General features: G+C 67.9%; 12 protein-coding genes. 10 read left to right on the plus strand and 2 right to left on the minus strand.

The window, feature by feature from the left end:
- Positions 1–242: 242 nt before the first annotated feature.
- From ABZW17_RS40765 to ABZW17_RS40790, 6 genes are all read left to right on the plus strand, one after another.
- Positions 243–557 (plus strand): BTAD domain-containing putative transcriptional regulator, encoded by a 315-nt coding sequence (locus ABZW17_RS40765; RefSeq protein ID WP_354826524.1) that lies wholly within the window; start codon positions 243–245, stop codon positions 555–557.
- Positions 558–2,090, plus strand: coding sequence for an NB-ARC domain-containing protein (locus tag ABZW17_RS40770; RefSeq protein ID WP_354826526.1), 1,533 nt, complete (start codon positions 558–560; stop codon positions 2,088–2,090).
- A gap of 18 nt (positions 2,091–2,108) precedes the next feature.
- Complete coding sequence (locus ABZW17_RS40775) at positions 2,109–3,086, plus strand: tetratricopeptide repeat protein (protein WP_354826529.1); 978 nt, start codon at positions 2,109–2,111, stop codon at positions 3,084–3,086.
- Positions 3,087–3,947: 861 nt separating this feature from the next.
- Entirely contained in the window at positions 3,948–5,009 is a 1,062-nt protein-coding gene (locus ABZW17_RS40780; protein WP_354826532.1) for a trypsin-like peptidase domain-containing protein, read from the plus strand.
- Position 5,010: 1 nt separating this feature from the next.
- On the plus strand, positions 5,011–6,087 hold the full coding sequence (locus ABZW17_RS40785; protein ID WP_354826534.1) for a hypothetical protein: 1,077 nt from the start codon (positions 5,011–5,013) through the stop codon (positions 6,085–6,087).
- Positions 6,084–11,234 carry a CHAT domain-containing protein gene (locus ABZW17_RS40790; protein ID WP_354826536.1) on the plus strand — a complete coding sequence of 1,717 codons (5,151 nt, stop codon included), beginning with the start codon at positions 6,084–6,086 and terminating at the stop codon, positions 11,232–11,234. Before ABZW17_RS40785 ends, ABZW17_RS40790 begins: the two co-directional genes overlap by 4 nt.
- Before the next feature lie 158 nt (positions 11,235–11,392).
- Here the strand turns inward: ABZW17_RS40790 and ABZW17_RS40795 are convergent, their stop codons facing one another.
- Positions 11,393–12,130: a hypothetical protein gene (locus ABZW17_RS40795; RefSeq protein ID WP_354826538.1), complete on the minus strand. Its 738-nt coding sequence runs from the start codon at positions 12,128–12,130 to the stop codon at positions 11,393–11,395.
- A 60-nt stretch (positions 12,131–12,190) separates the two neighbouring features.
- Between ABZW17_RS40795 and ABZW17_RS40800 the strand changes: the two genes are divergently transcribed.
- The 4 genes from ABZW17_RS40800 to ABZW17_RS40815 all read left to right on the plus strand — a co-directional run bounded on the left by ABZW17_RS40800 (position 12,191) and on the right by ABZW17_RS40815 (position 14,858).
- Entirely contained in the window at positions 12,191–12,607 is a 417-nt protein-coding gene (locus tag ABZW17_RS40800) for a hypothetical protein (protein ID WP_354826541.1), read from the plus strand.
- Positions 12,608–12,822: 215 nt separating this feature from the next.
- Positions 12,823–13,482 carry a hypothetical protein gene (locus ABZW17_RS40805; protein ID WP_354826543.1) on the plus strand — a complete coding sequence of 220 codons (660 nt, stop codon included), beginning with the start codon at positions 12,823–12,825 and terminating at the stop codon, positions 13,480–13,482.
- Between the two features lie 294 nt (positions 13,483–13,776).
- Positions 13,777–14,244, plus strand: a complete 468-nt coding sequence (msrB, locus tag ABZW17_RS40810; protein ID WP_354826545.1) for a peptide-methionine (R)-S-oxide reductase MsrB — start codon at positions 13,777–13,779, stop codon at positions 14,242–14,244.
- Positions 14,245–14,297: 53 nt separating this feature from the next.
- Positions 14,298–14,858, plus strand: a complete 561-nt coding sequence (locus ABZW17_RS40815; protein WP_354826547.1) for an MOSC domain-containing protein — start codon at positions 14,298–14,300, stop codon at positions 14,856–14,858.
- A 736-nt stretch (positions 14,859–15,594) separates the two neighbouring features.
- On the opposite strand, the gene ABZW17_RS40820 is transcribed toward ABZW17_RS40815, so the two are convergent.
- Positions 15,595–15,795: a hypothetical protein gene (locus ABZW17_RS40820; RefSeq protein ID WP_354826549.1), complete on the minus strand. Its 201-nt coding sequence runs from the start codon at positions 15,793–15,795 to the stop codon at positions 15,595–15,597.
- Positions 15,796–16,925: the final 1,130 nt, after the last annotated feature.

The raw sequence follows: 16,925 nt of genomic DNA on the forward strand, positions 1-16,925 counted from the left end.
GGCCTGGACTACGCGCCACCCTGCCCCTGACCGGCGAACCGGGTTGTTCGGCGTTGTTTTTGGGGGGGCCGGGGGGGGCCCCCCACCAAACCCCGCGGGGGGCCCCGCCCCCGGGCCCCCCCCACGGCCGGTCCTCACCCGATCCACGTGGGTGTAGGGGTCGACCTCATCGTGCCAGCCGTCGGTGTTGGGTGCGTCGACGTAGGTGTCGAGGTGGATGGTGCCGGCCACGACACTGGACCATGGCGACGCCGAGGGACCTCGGCGAACGGTTGCGGCACCACCCCGTTGCGGTCGCGGCGGCCCGCGGGCACGTGACCGCCGTCCTGGCCTACGCGGACCTGGCCGTCGAGCCGAGGCATGGCGAACGGGCGCTCACGCGGCTGCGGGCCCACGAGGAACCGTTGCACGAAGGGGTGGCTGCCCGGTTGGGGCTCGCGCTGGCCAAAGCCGGCGAGCAGGCGGCGGCACTGGCGTTGTTCGCCGAGGTGCGGGTCAGGCTCGTGGCCGAGCTGGGCATCGAGCCCGGTCCCGAGCTGCGGGCCGCACACCAGTAGGTGCTGTGGCAGCAGCTCCCCGGGGACGGCCCCGGCGCCGGGCTGCGCCGGCCGACGCCGGCGGAACTCCCCGCCGATGTCGCGGGTTTCACCGGTCGCGCGGAGCAGCTTGACGAGCTGGACTATGTGCTGCGCAAGGCGGGTGGCCCCGCCGGTACCCCACTCAGGCTCGTGGCGATCACCGGGACCGGCGGTGTCGGCAAGACCGCGTTGGCCGTGCACTGGGCGCACCGGGTGCGCGACGAGTTCCCCGACGGGCAGCTGTACGTCGACCTGCGCGGGTTCGCCGTCGACCACCCGCTGCGCCCGATCGAGGCGCTGACCGGGTTCCTGTACGCGCTGGGCTGTGCGCCCGACCAGGTGCCGGTGGCGACGGACCACGCGGCCGCCCTGTACCGCAGCCTGCTCGCGGACAAGCGGGTGTTGGTGGTCCTGGACAACGGAAGGAACACCCAGCACGTCCGGCCCCTGTTGCCGGGCAGTGCCGGCTGCCTGACGCTGGTCACGAGCCGCGACCGGCTGGCCGGTCTGGTCGCGCGGGACGGTGCCCATCGGGTGCCCGTCGACGTGCTCACCGCTCATGAGGCCGGTGCGCTCCTCGAACGCCTCGTCGGCACCGAACGGGCGGCCGAGGAACCGGACGCCGCGGCGGAACTGGTCGAACTGTGCGGCCACCTGCCGTTGGCCCTGCGCATCGCCGGAGCGAACGTGACCCGTCGCGCGAGTGGGCTGGCCCGTTGCGCGGCCAGCATGCGCACCGGCAACCGGTTGGCCGTCCTGGCGGCGGAGGGTGATGAGCGCGACGGCGTGCGGGTCACCTTCGACCTGTCCTACGCCACGCTGCCCGATAAGGAGCGCGGGCTGTTCCGGTTGCTGGGTTTGGTGCCCGGCCCCGACGTGACTCCGGCCGCCGCGGCCGCGCTCACCGGCGCGACACCCGACGAGGCAGCCGGCTCGCTCGACCGGCTGGGCGGCGCCCATCTGGTCGAAGAGCGCGCCGCGGGCCGATACGGGCTGCACGACCTGCTCCGCATCTACGCCGCCGACCGCGCCGTCGCCGAAGACGGTGAGATCGGCACCCGGGAGGCGACGGCCCGGCTGTACGACTCGTACCTGCACACGGCGGACGCTGCGGCGCGGGTGCTCTACCCCCACATGCCGCGGTTGTCGCTCCCCGGCCCGGCACCGACTGGGACGCCGGCGTTCCCGGACCCCACCGAGGCGCTGCGCTGGCTCGACGCGGAACGGCACAACCTGATCGCCATCGTCGTCCGAGCGGCGGCGCGGGGACCGAAGCCGACCGCGTGGGCGCTCGCCGACGTCCTGCACGGTTACTTCACGCTGCGGATGTTCGCGGTGGACTGGCTGGCCGTGGCAGAGAACGGCCTGACCGCGGCCCGCGCGACCGGCGACCCGATGGCCGAGGCCGCCTGCGAGCTCAGCCTGGCCAACGCCTGGATGCGCACGAGTCACTACCGGTCGGCCATCGAGCACGCCAACCGGGCGCTAGCCATCTCGCACCGCATCGGCTGACTGGCAGGACAGGCAGCCGTGGAGAACAATCTCGGTGTCGTCCACTGGCAGTCCGGGCGGCTCCAGCACGCCGTTCCCCACCTCACTCACGCTCTTGTGCTCAACAGGCGAACTGGGAACGCCCACGGCGAGGTGGCGAACCTCGGCAACCTCGCGGTCATCCTCCGCGAGCTGGGCCGGTTGCGGATGTCGGCCGCGCACGTCACGACTTCGATGGCCATCACCCGCCGGATTTCGTACCCCATCGCGGAAGCCAACGGCCACACCAGCCTCGGCAAGCTCGCCCACGAACAGGGCAGGTTCGACACCGCGCTCGACCTGCTCACCACCGCGGTGCGCCGGTATCGGGAGCTCGGCAGCCAGGGCGGCGAAGCCGACGCACTGTCCATCCTGGCCGGAGTGTTCCGCGACCCGGGGCGCAGCCGCGAGGTCTACGCCATCGCCGTCACAGCCGTCGCCCTAGCCGCCGAGGTCGCAGACCGCCCGGCCGAGGCCGTCGCGCTGAACACACCCGCCACGATCTGCCTGCGGCTCGGCGACCACCAAGCCGCGATCGACCACGCCTGGCAGGCGCTGACGGTGGCGGTCACGGCCGGCAACCGCTACCCGGAGATCGAGGCGTTGATCAGCCTTGCCCACTGCCACCGGGACCAGCCGACCGAAGGGGTGGAGTACGCCCGCCAGGTGCTGAACCTCAGCAGGCGGGGAGAGTACCGGGTGCTGGAGGCCCAGGCATTGACCATCCTGGCGATGGCCCACCTCGACCTCGGCCGGATCGACCGCGCACTGCCAGAGGCATCGCAGGCGGTCACGATCCAACGGGAGACCGGACACCGGCTTGGCGAAGCACACGCCCACCACGTGCTGGGGCTCACACTCGCCGCAGCCCGCTTACCCGCGGTCGCGGAAACCGAGTCGCGGCGGGCCACGGACCTGTGCACGCGGATCGGCGTACCACCATTGGGGCAAGCGCTGTTCGGTTTGCTCTCTTCCTGAGCAGTTGCGCGATGGTGAGCTTGTCGACGTCGAAATCCGCACCACGCCTCGACCAGGTCCAGGTCGGGGCCGGTCGGCCGACCGGGACAGCGCTCCGGACCCGACACTAACCGCGACCGGGAAGGACCAGTACGAGGCGTTCGATGTCGCCGACTGAGATACGATTGCCCAGCTTCAAAATCGCGTTTCGCGATCCGTGGGGTAATACTGTGTCCGAGGACCGAGTTGATCTATAACCCCAACCTGAAGTTCGCCACCGACCTGCAGCTTGAGTGAATGCCGTAGATTGGCGACCTACTTAACGCGACGACGGCACCCTCGACTGGTCGCTTCCCCAGCCAGCCACCTTGGCGACCGCCGAGCACGGGCGGTGCGCCAAGCCGACACTGAGATACGCGGCCACCGGCGACCGGTCGATCTTGAAATGCTTGTAGGGCTGTCCGCCGCATCGACCAGTGTGAGCTGGTAAGCGCCGCTCTCAGCCAACTCATCAGCGTTCTCTGCGGCGGCCTCGTTCATCAGTTTGCGCGCCTCGAGCCAGCTGCCGGGGTACCCGAGGGCGCATCGATCATCATCCGGGCGAAGAGGCTGCTGGACCAGCTGCGCCGCCAACGAGGACGACATCCAGGGGTTCATCACATACTCAGCTGACCTGCACCGATAAGCTCCTCATGGGGTAAGTATGGGGCCAGTCATGCGGCGATGGGCCGTGGATTAAGACAGTCGACGGGCAAGACCCGCATTCGTCCATCCCCGGCGGAGACGACGTTACGGGCGCCGACGGGTGACGCGCACCGCGATCCGCGGCCCCCGCTATTGTGGAGCCGATCGGCCGGGGGATCCGAGAGAGGTTGCGCAGGCATGACGGATTTTTTGGATGGCTACCCGCTCGACTGGACCGATCCGCGGCTGCGCGAGCTGCGCGGGGTGCTGGGTTCGGCGTTCTATCGGCCAGAGGAAATCGAGCCCCTGGCCGTCGAATCAGGTGTTCCGCCCACGGCGGTCGCCTGGGGGCAGCCCGCCCACCGCATGTGGTTCGACGTCCTGAACGAAGCCGCCGCGCAACTCGTCATACGACAGCTCATTTCGCTAGCAGTGGAGCGCCGTGCCGCGCTCGGGCGACGAATCGGCGAATTGCTCGGGGACGCTCCGGTACTCGGCGCGGACCTCCCCGCCGACCGGCCGTCGACGCTCGCGGCGACCGATACCCGCTGGCGGAACTTCACCGGCGACAACACCGAACGGCAGATATTCGCCGACGAAGAAACCTTGCTCGACATTTCCTTTCTCGAACGCGGCCTTCGCTGTTCGCAGGCCGTTTGCCGACTGACCGTCGCCCACGGATCCCGGCTTTTCCACGGCACCGGGTTCCGGATCGGCGTCTCAACGATCCTGACGAACCATCACGTGCTGTTCGATGCGGACAAGGAGTCGCCGGCAACCCGGGTGCTGGCCGAGTTCCGTTACGAGCTTGGCACCGACGGCACGCTGCTCGAGCCATTGGCCGTGGAGTGCACTCCGACCTCGATCAAGGGCGAATCCGCACATGATTTCGCCGTCGTCTCGGTCTCTGCGCCCTTGCCCGACGATGTGCCGATTCTCTCCCTGACCGCGATCCCGCCGGTCACGGTCGGTGACCGCGTTTCGATCGTCCAGCATCCGCATGGCTTACCCAAAAAGCTCGCGCTGCACCACAACTTGGTCCGGCACGTCGACGACGACGTCATCCAGTACTGGACAGACACCGAAGCCGGTTCGTCGGGATCGCCGGTGTTCGACCGCGACTGGCGGGTGATCGCACTGCACCACCAATGGGTCCGTACGAACGGCGAGGACGGGGTGGCCTTCCGCAACCAAGGTCGTCGGGCGAGCCGGGTGACCGAACGGCTCGTCGAACTCGGCGTGGATCTCGCGCAGGCGTAGCATGACCCGCTGGATCGACGACCCCAAGTGGCACGACGCGACTGCGCGCTTGCTGCACAAGACGCTCGGCGACGCCTACTACCGCGTCGACGACCTCATCGAGATCTATACCACGGTGGGCCTGCCGCCGCAGGAGATCCACTGGGATCAGAAGGCCGGTGCGTTGTGGCCGGTGATCACGCGCGACTGCGCCGATGCCGGGAAGCTCGGTGAGCTGATCGATCTGGTGAAGTGCCGCAAGCCCGCCACTGCGGGGGCGCTTGACACCGTCCTCGCCGCCCGCGTTTCCGGCGCGAACTGGTACTCTTCCGCGGACCGACACCTGTCGCACCTGCTGGGCCCCGGCTGCGCCCGGGCCCTGCTCGACCGGCGCGAGCTTCGCGCCCATCTCCGAGATCTGGCTGAGTACGACTATCCCGTGCTGTCGATCACCGGTGAGCCAGGCAGCGGGAAGTCCTACAGCCGGCACCTCATCGGCCACATCGCCAACGATCCCGCTCTCGTCTGCGATTTCTTAATTATCGACATGGAAGACGAGTTCTACGACCGGGTGGAGCTGGCAGGCTTCATGACGATCCTGGCCACCAGGCTCGGCTTGGCCGCGAACTTTGAGGTGGATCCGCACACTGAAGAGTCCCGACAGGCGCGCGAGCTCGTCAACATTTTCGTCGGCCGGTACGCCCAGCTCCCCCGTCGCTTGCGCTGGATCTTCGTCGATGGCTTGGACCGTCCGACGGTGCAGCCCGCCGTCCGTATTGCTGTAGCGCAGCTTGCCAAGGAGGTCGAGGCTGGGCAGCTGCCGAAGACGCGGCTGATCGTGACCGGCCATCCAGGCGACTTCTCCCCTGCTGTGCTCGAGGTACTCCGACACGAGGAGCTCGCGGACCTCACGTGGGCTCACGTCCACGGCTTTTTCAGAGGCATCGCCCAGCACATCGGCCGGGAGCTGCCCGAACAGCACCTGGCTGAGCTCGTCGACCGGGTCGTCGCCGAAGCGGACCTGACCGATCTGCGGCTGCTGGGCGCGGCCGCCAGCCGCGCGGCCCACGCCCACTTCGGGCCCGGGACCGGATCATGACAGCGAAAATCGAGGAGCTCCGGCTACGCGCGGCCCTGTTGTCGCACTACGAGCTGCCATGGCTAGGAACCAGCGACGAGCTGGCCCACGCCGACGGCGCAGAGCTATTTTCGGAGTCGGCGCGCGTGCGCACCGGCGACGGGCACCGACACTGGGCACTCCACGATGCCGTGCGCCGATCTGCTGTTCGAAGGGCCAACGCCGACCGGGTGCGCGCGGCCTGGAAGGCGATCGCCCAGCGGCCGGAAGACGATCGCCAATGGGCGATCGACCACTACGTCGGCGGCGGCTCGCCCGTCGACCTCGACACCCTGCCGATGTCCCGGCTCCGGGCGGTGGCCTGGCTCGCGAGATGGCTGGGCGACTCCGGTGTGCCGACCCCAGACACGAACGAGCTGGTCCGGGAGCTTGGCCGGGGTGAGCTCCTGGAGCCCCTGCGGGCGTTGGCCGGAGAGCACTTCGTCGGACGTCAGGACGTGCTCTGGCAAATGGCGGACCAGTTCCGCGGCGGGCTCGGTCCACTGCTTCTGCACGGCGCCGGCGGGATCGGCAAGTCCGCGCTGGCCGCGCGGTACCTCCTCGCCGGGGCCGACCGCGACGGCACGCTGATTGGCTACCTCAACTTCGACAACAGCGTGCTGGAACCGGCTGAGCCTGTGAGCCTGGTGGCCGCCATCGCCCGGCAGCTCACCACACAGCTTGCCGAGCCGACCGAAGGCCACGACGCCGCGGCGGCGCTCGCCACGCGGTGTCACGAGCTGATGAGGATCAGCGGACGCGGAGCCGGCCGTCCGGGCCCAGACGGCGATTTGGGGTCGACGCTGCCGAGCTTGGTGGCCGAGCTGGCCGACCTCGCCGGGAATCGGCGGACGATCGTCGTGTTCGACACCTTCGAAGAGGTCCAGCGACGTGACCTACCCATTCAGCAGCTCGTCGGCGACCTCCTCGCAGAGTTGCAGATCCAGCTGCGACGACCGGAGTTAATCATCGCGGGCCGGGCCCCGGTTCCGTGGCTCGGCGGCCGGCAGATCCATTTGATCGGACTGCCGGCGAACGAGGCGGTCGAACTCCTTTCCCAGCTGCTGCCGGGCGAGTTCGGCCGAGACGAGGCGCTGCGAGTCGTCGACATGGTCGGTGGCAGCCCGCTGGCGCTGCACCTCGCGGCCGCGGTGCTGCGCTCCGCGCCGCGGGACAGCGCGCTGCAGGACATCGCCCTCCATCGCGGGACGATCGAAGGTGAGCTGTACCGGCGGCTTCTGGGCCATATCGCTGACCCCGACGTCCGGCGGATCGCCCATCCGGGGCTCACGCTGCGCAGGGTCACGCCCGAGCTGATCCGTGACGTGTTGGCGCGACCGTGCGGGTTATCCGTACGGGACGACGCTCACGCCGAAGCGCTGTTCCAAGCGCTCGCCCGAGAGGCGATGCTTGTCACCCGGGTGCCCGGGCAGCAGGCGGTGATCCACCGCGCCGACGTCCGATCGACCATGCTGCGCCGGCTGGCCGCCGACGAGGCGGATGTCATCAACCAGATCCACCGAGCGGCGATTAGTTTCTACCGGGGCCGAACCGGTGTGGTGGCGCGCGCCGAAGAGCTCTACCACCGGCTTATGCTCGGCCAAAGCCGGGTGACCTTGGACCAGCACTGGGACGATTCAGTGCTGAGCCGCCTCACCCAGTCCGTCCAGGAGCTTCCGCCCGCGTCGAAGGCCTACCTGGCATCGAAGTCGGCCACTCTGGGCGTCTCCGACGAGGACCTGCTGCAGGCCGACGCCGAAGTTCGGCGCAAGCTCGTGATCCGCCGGGCCTCCCAGCTCATCGAGGCAGGCAACGGAGACGAGGCCCTGCACGAACTCAACGGCCACGACTACGACCACCGAGACGAGTCCGCGCTCGTGGGGCAACTCTGGATCCAGGCTTTGAGGCTGACCGCACGACCGGTCGAAGCGCTGGACGTCGCGGTCGCCGGTCGTCGCCGGGCAGCCCGCGACGGCGCCGTGGCCGATTTCGTCACCTTCACTCTGGACGCCGCAGGACTACTTGAACAGGTCGGACGAGCAGCCGAAGCGAAGTCCTTCGTCACGGAGACGCTGACGGAGATCCGACGGTTGCCGCAGACTCAGCCGCACCGGCTGCATCGTCTGGAGCTTGTCGTCGCCCTCCTGCGGTTGCGGCGCTACGGCCTGGATCTGGGCGGACGGCTGGCAGATGAGCTAGCCGCGGAAGCGATCGGCATCGCCGAAGAACTGCCAATCCGGGAAATCACCAAACGACGGACGTTGCTCCGGGACCTTGCCGCGGAAGTGGGCGAACGCTCTCCGTGGCTCCTGGACACGGCACTGCGCACGCTGGGTCTCGAAGGCTTCGACGCCGACCTCGTTGCCGGCTGGTCGACCGGCCAGTCGCGCCTAGGACGCTTTCACTCAGGAATTCGTGCCCTCGACGCACTGAACACCGATGCCTCGGTCGCCCGCACAGTCTCGGAAGCATACCAATCCGAAGCCGAATCGCTTCGCTACCGGGAGTTCGAACGGTCCGACGGCCGCGCACCCGATGGGCCCCGTGCCACTCTCCCGGTCGACGACTTCAGCTGGCTGTTCGATTCCGTCGACTTACCGAGAACTGAGCTCGATCGGATCGATCAGATGCAACGCCTGGTCACCGTCAACCCAGCTCATACCTACCGAATGCTCGCCAGCACGCTGGACGAGCTGCAAGAAGCCGCCTCCCCAGCGACAGCCGGCCAGCGCATGCGCTTGCGCGTTGCTTTGGGCAACGCCGCGGGTCACGGCCGCAGCCCAGCAGCGGGGCTCACGCACCTCGAGATCGCGGCGGCCCTTCTGAGCGAGCTTCCACCGGCCGACCAACAAGATCTGAGGCCAAGCCTCGAGACCGAGCTGGCTGTGCTGCTCCACCGCCTCGGCCGGCCCGCCGAAGCCCTTACCCACTACGACACCGCGATCCGGCTCCGGGAACGAGTCGGGAGAACTGGCGGCCCACTGATCAGCTTGCTGCTCAATCGCGGCATGGCCCGAATGACGACGCGAGACTTTCGTGCTGCCCGTCAAGATCTAGCAAAGTGCGCCCGGCTCGCCCGACAGGCCAGCCTGTCGGCCGTGGAGGCCCGCGCGCAGCACATGCTCGGCGACTTGGCGCTCCTGGAGGCCGATATCCCGCAAGCTCTGCAATGCTACGAACGTGCCGAGCGCGGGTATCGGGAGGCTGAGCCGGACCGGCTCGCCCGGCTACTGATCGACCAGGCACGGGGGTTGCTCGCCGCGGGCCTCGCCGAAGAAGCCGACAACGTGCTCGACGAACTGCTGCCGCAGCTCCGAGCGAGCAAAGCCGGGCACGACCTCGCGGAAGCCGAGCTCACGAACGCGGCCGCGAAGCTCCTGCTGGGGTCGCCTGAAGAGGCGCGGCACCTCGCTGAATCGGCACAACGCCGATTTGCCCGCCGCAAGAGCGACGCGTGGGCGGAGGTCGCAGCGTTGACCCGGCTGCGCGCGGCGACCGCGCTCGTTCGTTCCGGCGACCGGGTGAAGAGAGCATCAGTCCACGACGCGGTCGGCCTGGCCGAGCGCCTAGAATTAGCCGGTCTGCCCGACGAGGCGTCGGTGGCCCGGATGCTCGGTGTCCAGCTCGCGCTGGCCGGTCAGCGCGCCCCGATTGAGGCCTCTGACCTGCTTCGAACCGTCCGTGCACCCGGTACCACGGCCCAGATCGACCGCAAAATGCTGTGGCGACTCTGTCACGCCGAACTCGCGGTCGCTCGCGGGGATCACCGGCGCGCTTTCGCTCAGGCTCGCCAGGGGCTGGCGGAGCTCGGCCGAGCCCGTGATCGCCTAGGCGGCCTCGATCTGTTGACCGGTGTGGCCGTGCACGGGTACGAGCTGGGGCAGTTGGCCGTCGACCTGGCGCTAGCCGACGGGCGACCGCGGTCGGTGTTCGGCTGGCTGGAACGGACGAGGGCTCAGGCCTATCGCTACCGGCCGTTGTCTACTGTCGACGCGGCCAGTGGCTCCGTCGAGGCACACCGATTACGCTCGCTGGCCCGGGAACTCGCTAACGCCGAGAGCGAAAATCGCGCGACTCCTGAACTGCGATCCGCCTACTTTCGGGCTCAGCAAGAAGCGATCACGCACGCTAGAGCCGTCGATCCCTTCGGTCTCCCGCGAGCCGTGGCGACCCTCGACGAGGTCAAGGCCCGACTGGGCGAGCGCGCCCTGGTGATCCTGGGCCACAGCAGGGACAAGCTCTCGGCCGTCGTCGTGACGCGGTCCCGGACCAGGCTGGTCCAGCTGGGCACCTTGTCCAAGGCCGAACAGCTGATACGGGAGCTTTCCGCCGACGTGGACGCGCTCGCCCCGGACAACCTGCCCCAGCCCCTGACCGAGGTAGTGCGGCGGTCGGCGGCCCAGCGGGCGGCGCTGCTCGACAACATCCTCGGAACGCCCATCACGGATGTGATCGGCGACCGCGAGCTGGTCATTGTGCCGACCGGAATTCTGAACGCTCTGCCCTGGAGCACCCTGCCCTCCTGCACCGGACGACCGATCGTCATCGCCCCTTCCGCAACCGCTTGGCTACTCGCCGAAGAAACACCCGTGACTAGTCAGTCGGTTACCTTGGTGAGCGGCCCGGCAATCGAGGGATCCCGAGCAGACCTCTCAGCGTTGTCCGGGTTCCATCCGGTCGCGCGGATCTTGAACGGCCCGCAGGCAACCGTCGACCAGGTGTTGGAACACATGGAGGGCGCCGGCCTGGCTCATCTGGCCGCCCATGGCACCAACGAGACGGGCAACACCATGTTCTCCCGCCTCGAACTGGCCGACGGCTCCCTGTTCGCCTACGAACTCGCCCGGCTTCGCCGATGTCCGCAGCAGGCCATTCTGGTGGCTTGCGATGTGGGTGCAACGCGCTCACGCCTCGGTGATGAATTTTTCGGCTTCGCCGGCGCTCTGCTGCTGCGCGGGTCGGCGCGCGTGGTCGCCCCGCTGCACCGGGTCGGTGATCAACCGGCTTCGGAGACCATGGTAAGCCTCCACCGCGAGATCGCCAGGGGCCGCCCGATGGCTCAAGCCTTGGCGCAGGTGGTAGCCCAGGATCCGTTCCGCCGCCCGTATGTCTGCTTGGGCAGCGGCTGAGACAGTACGCCCGCTGCACGCAGCAGCACCGGACGGCCGCCCAAGGTCTGCCACGCTGCCGGTATTGATCATCTCTCGACCTCAGACATCCCCACGTCGCCGCATCTCCGGCGCCTCCAAACCCGCCGCCGGGCATATCGGCGGCCGGCTGCGGGAAGTCAATTGTCCTCGCCTGCTTCGGCCCGCCAACTCGATAAGACGTCCGGCCGGAACGGCGATGGTCCCTTCATCTGCACCGTCCGCCCATCGTCGATCTTGCCGGCCAGCTCACGGAGCCGTTCAGCGCCCCGCGCCGGCCAATCGTTCGCCAGCGCCCAGGCGTACACGGCTTCGCGCGGCAGCCGATAGCCTCCCTTGTGCAGGATGCGGAGCACCGCGACCGCATCCCGATGGTCGAGCGCGCCCGCCAATTGGTTCGCATGGTTAACCATCGCTGACAGGTGCTCCAAGGCGACCTTGACCACGGGATCCAGCGCAGCGTCGTCAGCGTTCGGCACGGGCTCGGCCCCGGACAACCTTTCCGGATCAGCGGCAATCTGCCACGCATCGGTCTCCCCGTCCGCCCAGGGGATGACGCACAACGCGCGTACGCGTGGATCGTCTGCGATCTCGGCCAGCTTCTTGCGGCTGGGCCACGCTGCGAGCACAGGGCCGCCGGACCACGCGCCCATACTTTGCCAGGAACCCACTACGACGCCAGGCACCTTCGAGAGTTTCTCAATGTGGTGGTCTGCTCTCTCGATGTCACTCTTTTTGGGGACGTAGAGCAGAATCTGACCACCGACCGCGTCCAGTTGCTCCACGACCCAGCGGATCCCTGCCACTTGAGCACGTTCTGGGTACTTGGAGCCACTACAGGTGACCGCCGACGGGTAATCGTGGAGCCGCAGGTTCACTTTCCTACTCCTCACGGACAGGTCCGTCGATTGTGCACCAGCGTCGGCTAGATTGAAGCGATGCCACTCACACCGGCGCGTCAACGCAACGCTGTATCGGAGGGGACCGCACTCGGCCTGCTCACCTCGGGGCGTGACTCCCTGCCATACGACAAAGTCAGGATCGACCTGGCATTCGCCGGCGCGTGGCGGTCGTGGTCGTACCGAACTCAGTTCCCGCAAGTCAACACTGACTTGGCCAAGGGCCTGGACGGCGTGCACGTCATGACACGGGCTGATGTGAACAAGCAGGTATTTGCCCTGTACTGGATCCAAGAAGAAACTGTCTGGCACATTCGTCCGCGACAGCCCGACTGGACACCGGAGAGCACCGACGACCTCGACTACGCGCTGCAGATGATCGACAGTGACGTGCCCCTGATCGGCTGGCAGGAACTCGCAGGTCAGTTCCTGGAGCGTTTCGAACGAAAATCCTAGCTCGTCGGCCCCTGCGGCGACCCACCCGGACGAGGGATCCACCACCGCTTCCAAGTCCCGACGAGCGGTTCCCCGTGAGGCTCAGCCGAGTGAGCCGACCGCAGCCAACGGACCGGGCACCGGGCGGCGTTACGCCGTTGCGGAAACCGACTTGCGGCGTACTCGTATCCTGACCTGTTCGGCTCCGCTCAGCTGAAGCAGGAAAGGAATCCCTCATGAGTACAGGCGCCACCACGCAGTCCCAGACCGCCGAAACCCGAGCAGCCATCGCCAGGCATCTGGTCGACGTACCCGCAGTGGACGGCCAGCAATACCGCTCGAGTTTCAACGCTCTTCTCGGAGACGCCCGGCACGCGGCCGGACGGGACACCACGGGACTCCTGGTGAGGCAGAGCGCGACGTTGTGGCTGGGAGCGACGGCCTACCTCGTGCTGCTCGACCAGATCGGCAAGACCTTCACGCTCGCCGACTTTTCCATAGTCCAGTCCCGTCCTGCCATCAATCAGGCACTCGCCTGCTTCACCGATCTTGATTCGGCGTCGATCGAAGCGCTCTATGCGCTGCGATGCTCGCTGGCGCATGATTACTCGCTGGCGAGCCCGTCCAAACGTCCGGAGCGGACGCACCTCTTCAGACTCGCCCACGACGAGCACACCCCGTTGGTCACGTTCCCGCAGGAGCCATGGCCCAACGACTACAGCGTTGTCCGAGGCCACAACACCCTCGTCAACCTCCGGAAGATCGGTGACCTCGTCGAAGGCGTCGTCGATCGCCTGCGTCGCGAGCACGCAGACGATCGGCTGCGCCTGCATCCCGAGCTGAGCCTCGTCGAGTTCGAGACGCGCTACGGTCTCTACTTCCGGGTCGACGTCTGATCGTCGCCTGTCGACCAGGTCCGACCGGCGCACTCCTGCTAGGCCGGAGCGCCGTTTTGTCCTTCACCTTCACAGTGCTGGCCGTGGTTTCCCTTCAAGTGGCGTCCGTGTCAGGGACGGCACAGTAACTCGGGCGGGCGCGTCCACCCAATCCTTACGAAAGAAGAACGCGCCCGCGTCGGCCGGCCGCCCAGTGGAATAGCGCGGGTGCGCCGCACGTCTGTACCTCTGCACGTCCAGGTGCGTTTCACCTGGTGCGCCAGCTTCGCGCCGCAAGGCGGGGAAGGGAGAGCTGTGCCTCAGCAGGCCAAGTACTACAAGAATCCGGAAGCCGTCTCGCGGCTTGATCCGGAGCAGTACCGCGTGACCCAGCAGGACGGCACGGAACGTCCGTTCGCGAACGCGTACTGGGACAACCACGAGCCGGGCATCTACGTCGACGTCGTGTCCGGCGAGCCGCTGTTCGCTTCGGTCGACAAGTACGACAGCCGGTCCGGGTGGCCGAGCTTCACCAAGCCGATCGCCAAGTCGAACGTCGTCGAGCGGGAGGACTTCAGCCACGGGATGATCCGGGCCGAGGTCCGCTCCCTGCACGGGGACAGCCACCTCGGCCATGTCTTCGACGACGGCCCGCTCGACCAGGGCGGAATGCGCTACTGCATCAACTCCGCGTCGTTGCGCTTCATCCACGCCGACGACCTGGACGATGCGGGCTACGGCGACTACCGCACCCTGTTCACCAACGACACCGACGGCCACTGAGGACACCGGCGCGCGAACTCCGGTTCGCGCGCCGGCCCGGATCGAGGAGACCCATGCCGGAACCGCCCGGCGCGATCTCGACCCCGGTCGAGATCGTCGCGCTCCAGGTCTCCCCCGCGCACGCTTTCGAAGGCCGTCCCGCGGACGGCCCGCGACCCGACCCCGAACCCGTCGAGCGCGACGAGGTGACCGTGCGCGCCGGGCTCGGGCTCGTCGGTGACCGGTACTTCAACCAGCCCGCCCACCGCCGGGCCGCCGTCACCCTCTTCGCCGCCGAGTCACTCGACGTGCTCGCGCAGGACCTCGGCCTCGCCGCGGTGCCGGACCCGCACCTGCCGCGACGCAACATCGTCGTGCGCGGCTTTCCCGTCGACGAGCTGGCCGCCCCGCGAGGCGGGACCGGCGCAGTCTTCGGCCTCGACTCCGGGGCAGGCGAAGTCCGGTTCCAGGCCCACCGCCCCGCCCACCCCTGCGCCTGGATGGACGTGGTGCTGGCACCCGGCGCGTTCCGCGGGCTCCGCGGCCACGGCGGCGTACGCTGCACCCCGCTCGACGACGGAATCCTGCGGCTCGGCCCCGCGACCCTCACCGTGATGCGCTCCCCCGCGACCTGACGCAGCTCCCACCGCGGCGCGGAACCCAGGACGGCGAGAGCGAAATCGAACTCGCCCGCGGCATGCACTACCCAACCCGGTGGGCCCCGTTCTTCCAGAACTACATGACCTTGGCCGACGTGCACCGGTGCCCAACCCAGCACTTCGACTTCCGCCACGGCCAGCTGACCACGCCCCCGAGTGCAACATGTTGAGTTCGCCACCGACCTGCAGCTTGGGTAACCCGCGACTGCGCGGGAGATTTCCCACCTTTGCGTGTTCAAAGGGGGACTTGAACCCCCACCCGTGGGATATCTCCCGTGTTTGGGGAGATCATGCGGCTATGGTAGCGCAGAGTCACGGCTCTTGCACGTGCCCTCCCCGCGAGGGCCGGCTCAACGGCAGCGGCCCGGCTTGATCACGGGACGCGAGGCGGCGGGCATTCCTCTCGGGCAGCCCTCCCCTCAGCAGTGCAGAAAGCCCCAGAGACGATCCGTTGCAGTCCCCGGCTCGAGGACGTCTCCCGGCAAGCTAACCAGGGAGAACATCGCCAACGAAGGTCGCGGTGGGTTTGCGCCTACGATGTCGAGCTGGACACTCGACAATCCCGCGAGTACCGCTCCGAAAGTCCGGTCGTGACGCACCTTCTCGACCTCCGCATCAACACCAATAGCCTGACCAAGTTGCACGGAGACAAATGCAATTACAGTAAAGCAATGTGCCCGCCGATCTCGGCACAGTGTCCCTCGTCGCGACGTCACAGCAGTCCGGCCTGGTGCAGGTGGATCACTGCAGCGAGCATGCCGCTGCTGTTGAAAAGGGCACCAAGCAGGATTTCGAGGAGGGTCAGCGCCCGCTGAGCGCGCTGATGGTTGGTGGTCGCGAGCGCCACCGCCACGGCAGCGCCGATCGCGACGAGCAGCACCAGCGCGATGAGTGTGATCAACAACGTCCACATGATCGTGTCCTGTCCTCAGGTTCACGAGCCCGGCCTGCCCGCGCTCGCGGAACAGCCGACCATCCGGGGACGGGGTCCGGCAGGGGCTCCATACGGACCCGGACACAGCTGCCGGATGAGCGCCACCCTGAGACGGGTAGCCCAGGGAGGATACGGTGCTACCGCTTGGCTGAGTACGGTGTCCGGTGCTGTCAGGCAGCCTTCTCCGGACAGCGACGCGGGCAGACGGGAGGTGGGCTTGGATCCGACGGAGATCAGCACGCTTCCCAACTGGCTGATGCCCTCGAACAGCTGCGCCGTGACCGGTCATTGTCCCTGCAGGGACTTGCTGATGCCGCCGCGAAGCTGCCGGCGCGAGGCAGGCGACGCCCGGCTCTGCCGCGGTCGACCGCCAGTGACCTGCTCAACGCCAAATCCGTGCCGGAGGCCGAGACGGTAATAACGTTTCTAGCCGCCTGTGGCATCCACGACGAGCAGGCACAGCGGCCATGGCTGCAGGCGCTGGAACGGGCGGCCACGCAGCACCAACGGCGCCCGCCGGGAGCGGTGCGGGTCCGCGACGCACGGCCGCGGATGCTGGGAGTGCACGCCGCGATCCCCCCCCGTTACGGAATCTCCCATCACAGTCCGAACTCAGCGTCGCCGGGTGTAGGCACCGACGAGCGCCACAACGACAAGCAAGCCGGCGGCGAGGGCGACCACCGCAACCGACTGGGTCGTGATGTAGAGGCTGGCCAGCCCCGCGACGACCGCGTTGCAGACGGTAACGAGGGTGCTGTTGTTGTCCCCGGGCCCGGGTCCTGCGGAGTGCGGTCTCCGCTGTTCAATTCGAGGCTCATGGAGTTCTAGATGAAAATCGCGAGTTCTGTGCAAACGGCGGCTGGCCAGGCGTCCGTGTCCAGCCGAGAGGCCCACGTTCAGCGCGGAATCTCCAGCCTGAAGGTCCTCGCGACCGGCTGACGTTGTGGGCCGGGAGCACACCGCGGGCGTGTTCCCGGCAGGCACTTCAGTCTCGAATCACGAGGTTCTGCAACAATTGGGTCGCCGTCGGTAGCGCCGTCAGGCTCGCCAGCGACACCAACGCCATGCGAAACGGAAGGTTCTCGCGAGACAACACATCTGCTCGGACC

The organism is Amycolatopsis sp. NPDC004625, assembly GCF_040609695.1.
Classification (GTDB): Bacteria; Actinomycetota; Actinomycetes; order Mycobacteriales; family Pseudonocardiaceae; genus Amycolatopsis.

What these genes read in the sequence shown, in the direction of transcription:
- ABZW17_RS40780 (WP_354826532.1), top strand. Translation starts at nt 3,948, where the DNA reads ATGACGGATTTTTTGGATGGCTACCCGCTCGACTGGACCGATCCGCGG.
- ABZW17_RS40800 (WP_354826541.1), top strand. Translation starts at nt 12,191, where the DNA reads ATGCCACTCACACCGGCGCGTCAACGCAACGCTGTATCGGAGGGGACC.
- ABZW17_RS40765 (WP_354826524.1), top strand. Translation starts at nt 243, where the DNA reads ATGGCGACGCCGAGGGACCTCGGCGAACGGTTGCGGCACCACCCCGTT.
- ABZW17_RS40785 (WP_354826534.1), top strand. Translation starts at nt 5,011, where the DNA reads ATGACCCGCTGGATCGACGACCCCAAGTGGCACGACGCGACTGCGCGC.
- ABZW17_RS40805 (WP_354826543.1), top strand. Translation starts at nt 12,823, where the DNA reads ATGAGTACAGGCGCCACCACGCAGTCCCAGACCGCCGAAACCCGAGCA.
- ABZW17_RS40790 (WP_354826536.1), top strand. Translation starts at nt 6,084, where the DNA reads ATGACAGCGAAAATCGAGGAGCTCCGGCTACGCGCGGCCCTGTTGTCG.
- ABZW17_RS40820 (WP_354826549.1), bottom strand. Translation starts at nt 15,795, where the DNA reads ATGTGGACGTTGTTGATCACACTCATCGCGCTGGTGCTGCTCGTCGCG.
- ABZW17_RS40815 (WP_354826547.1), top strand. Translation starts at nt 14,298, where the DNA reads ATGCCGGAACCGCCCGGCGCGATCTCGACCCCGGTCGAGATCGTCGCG.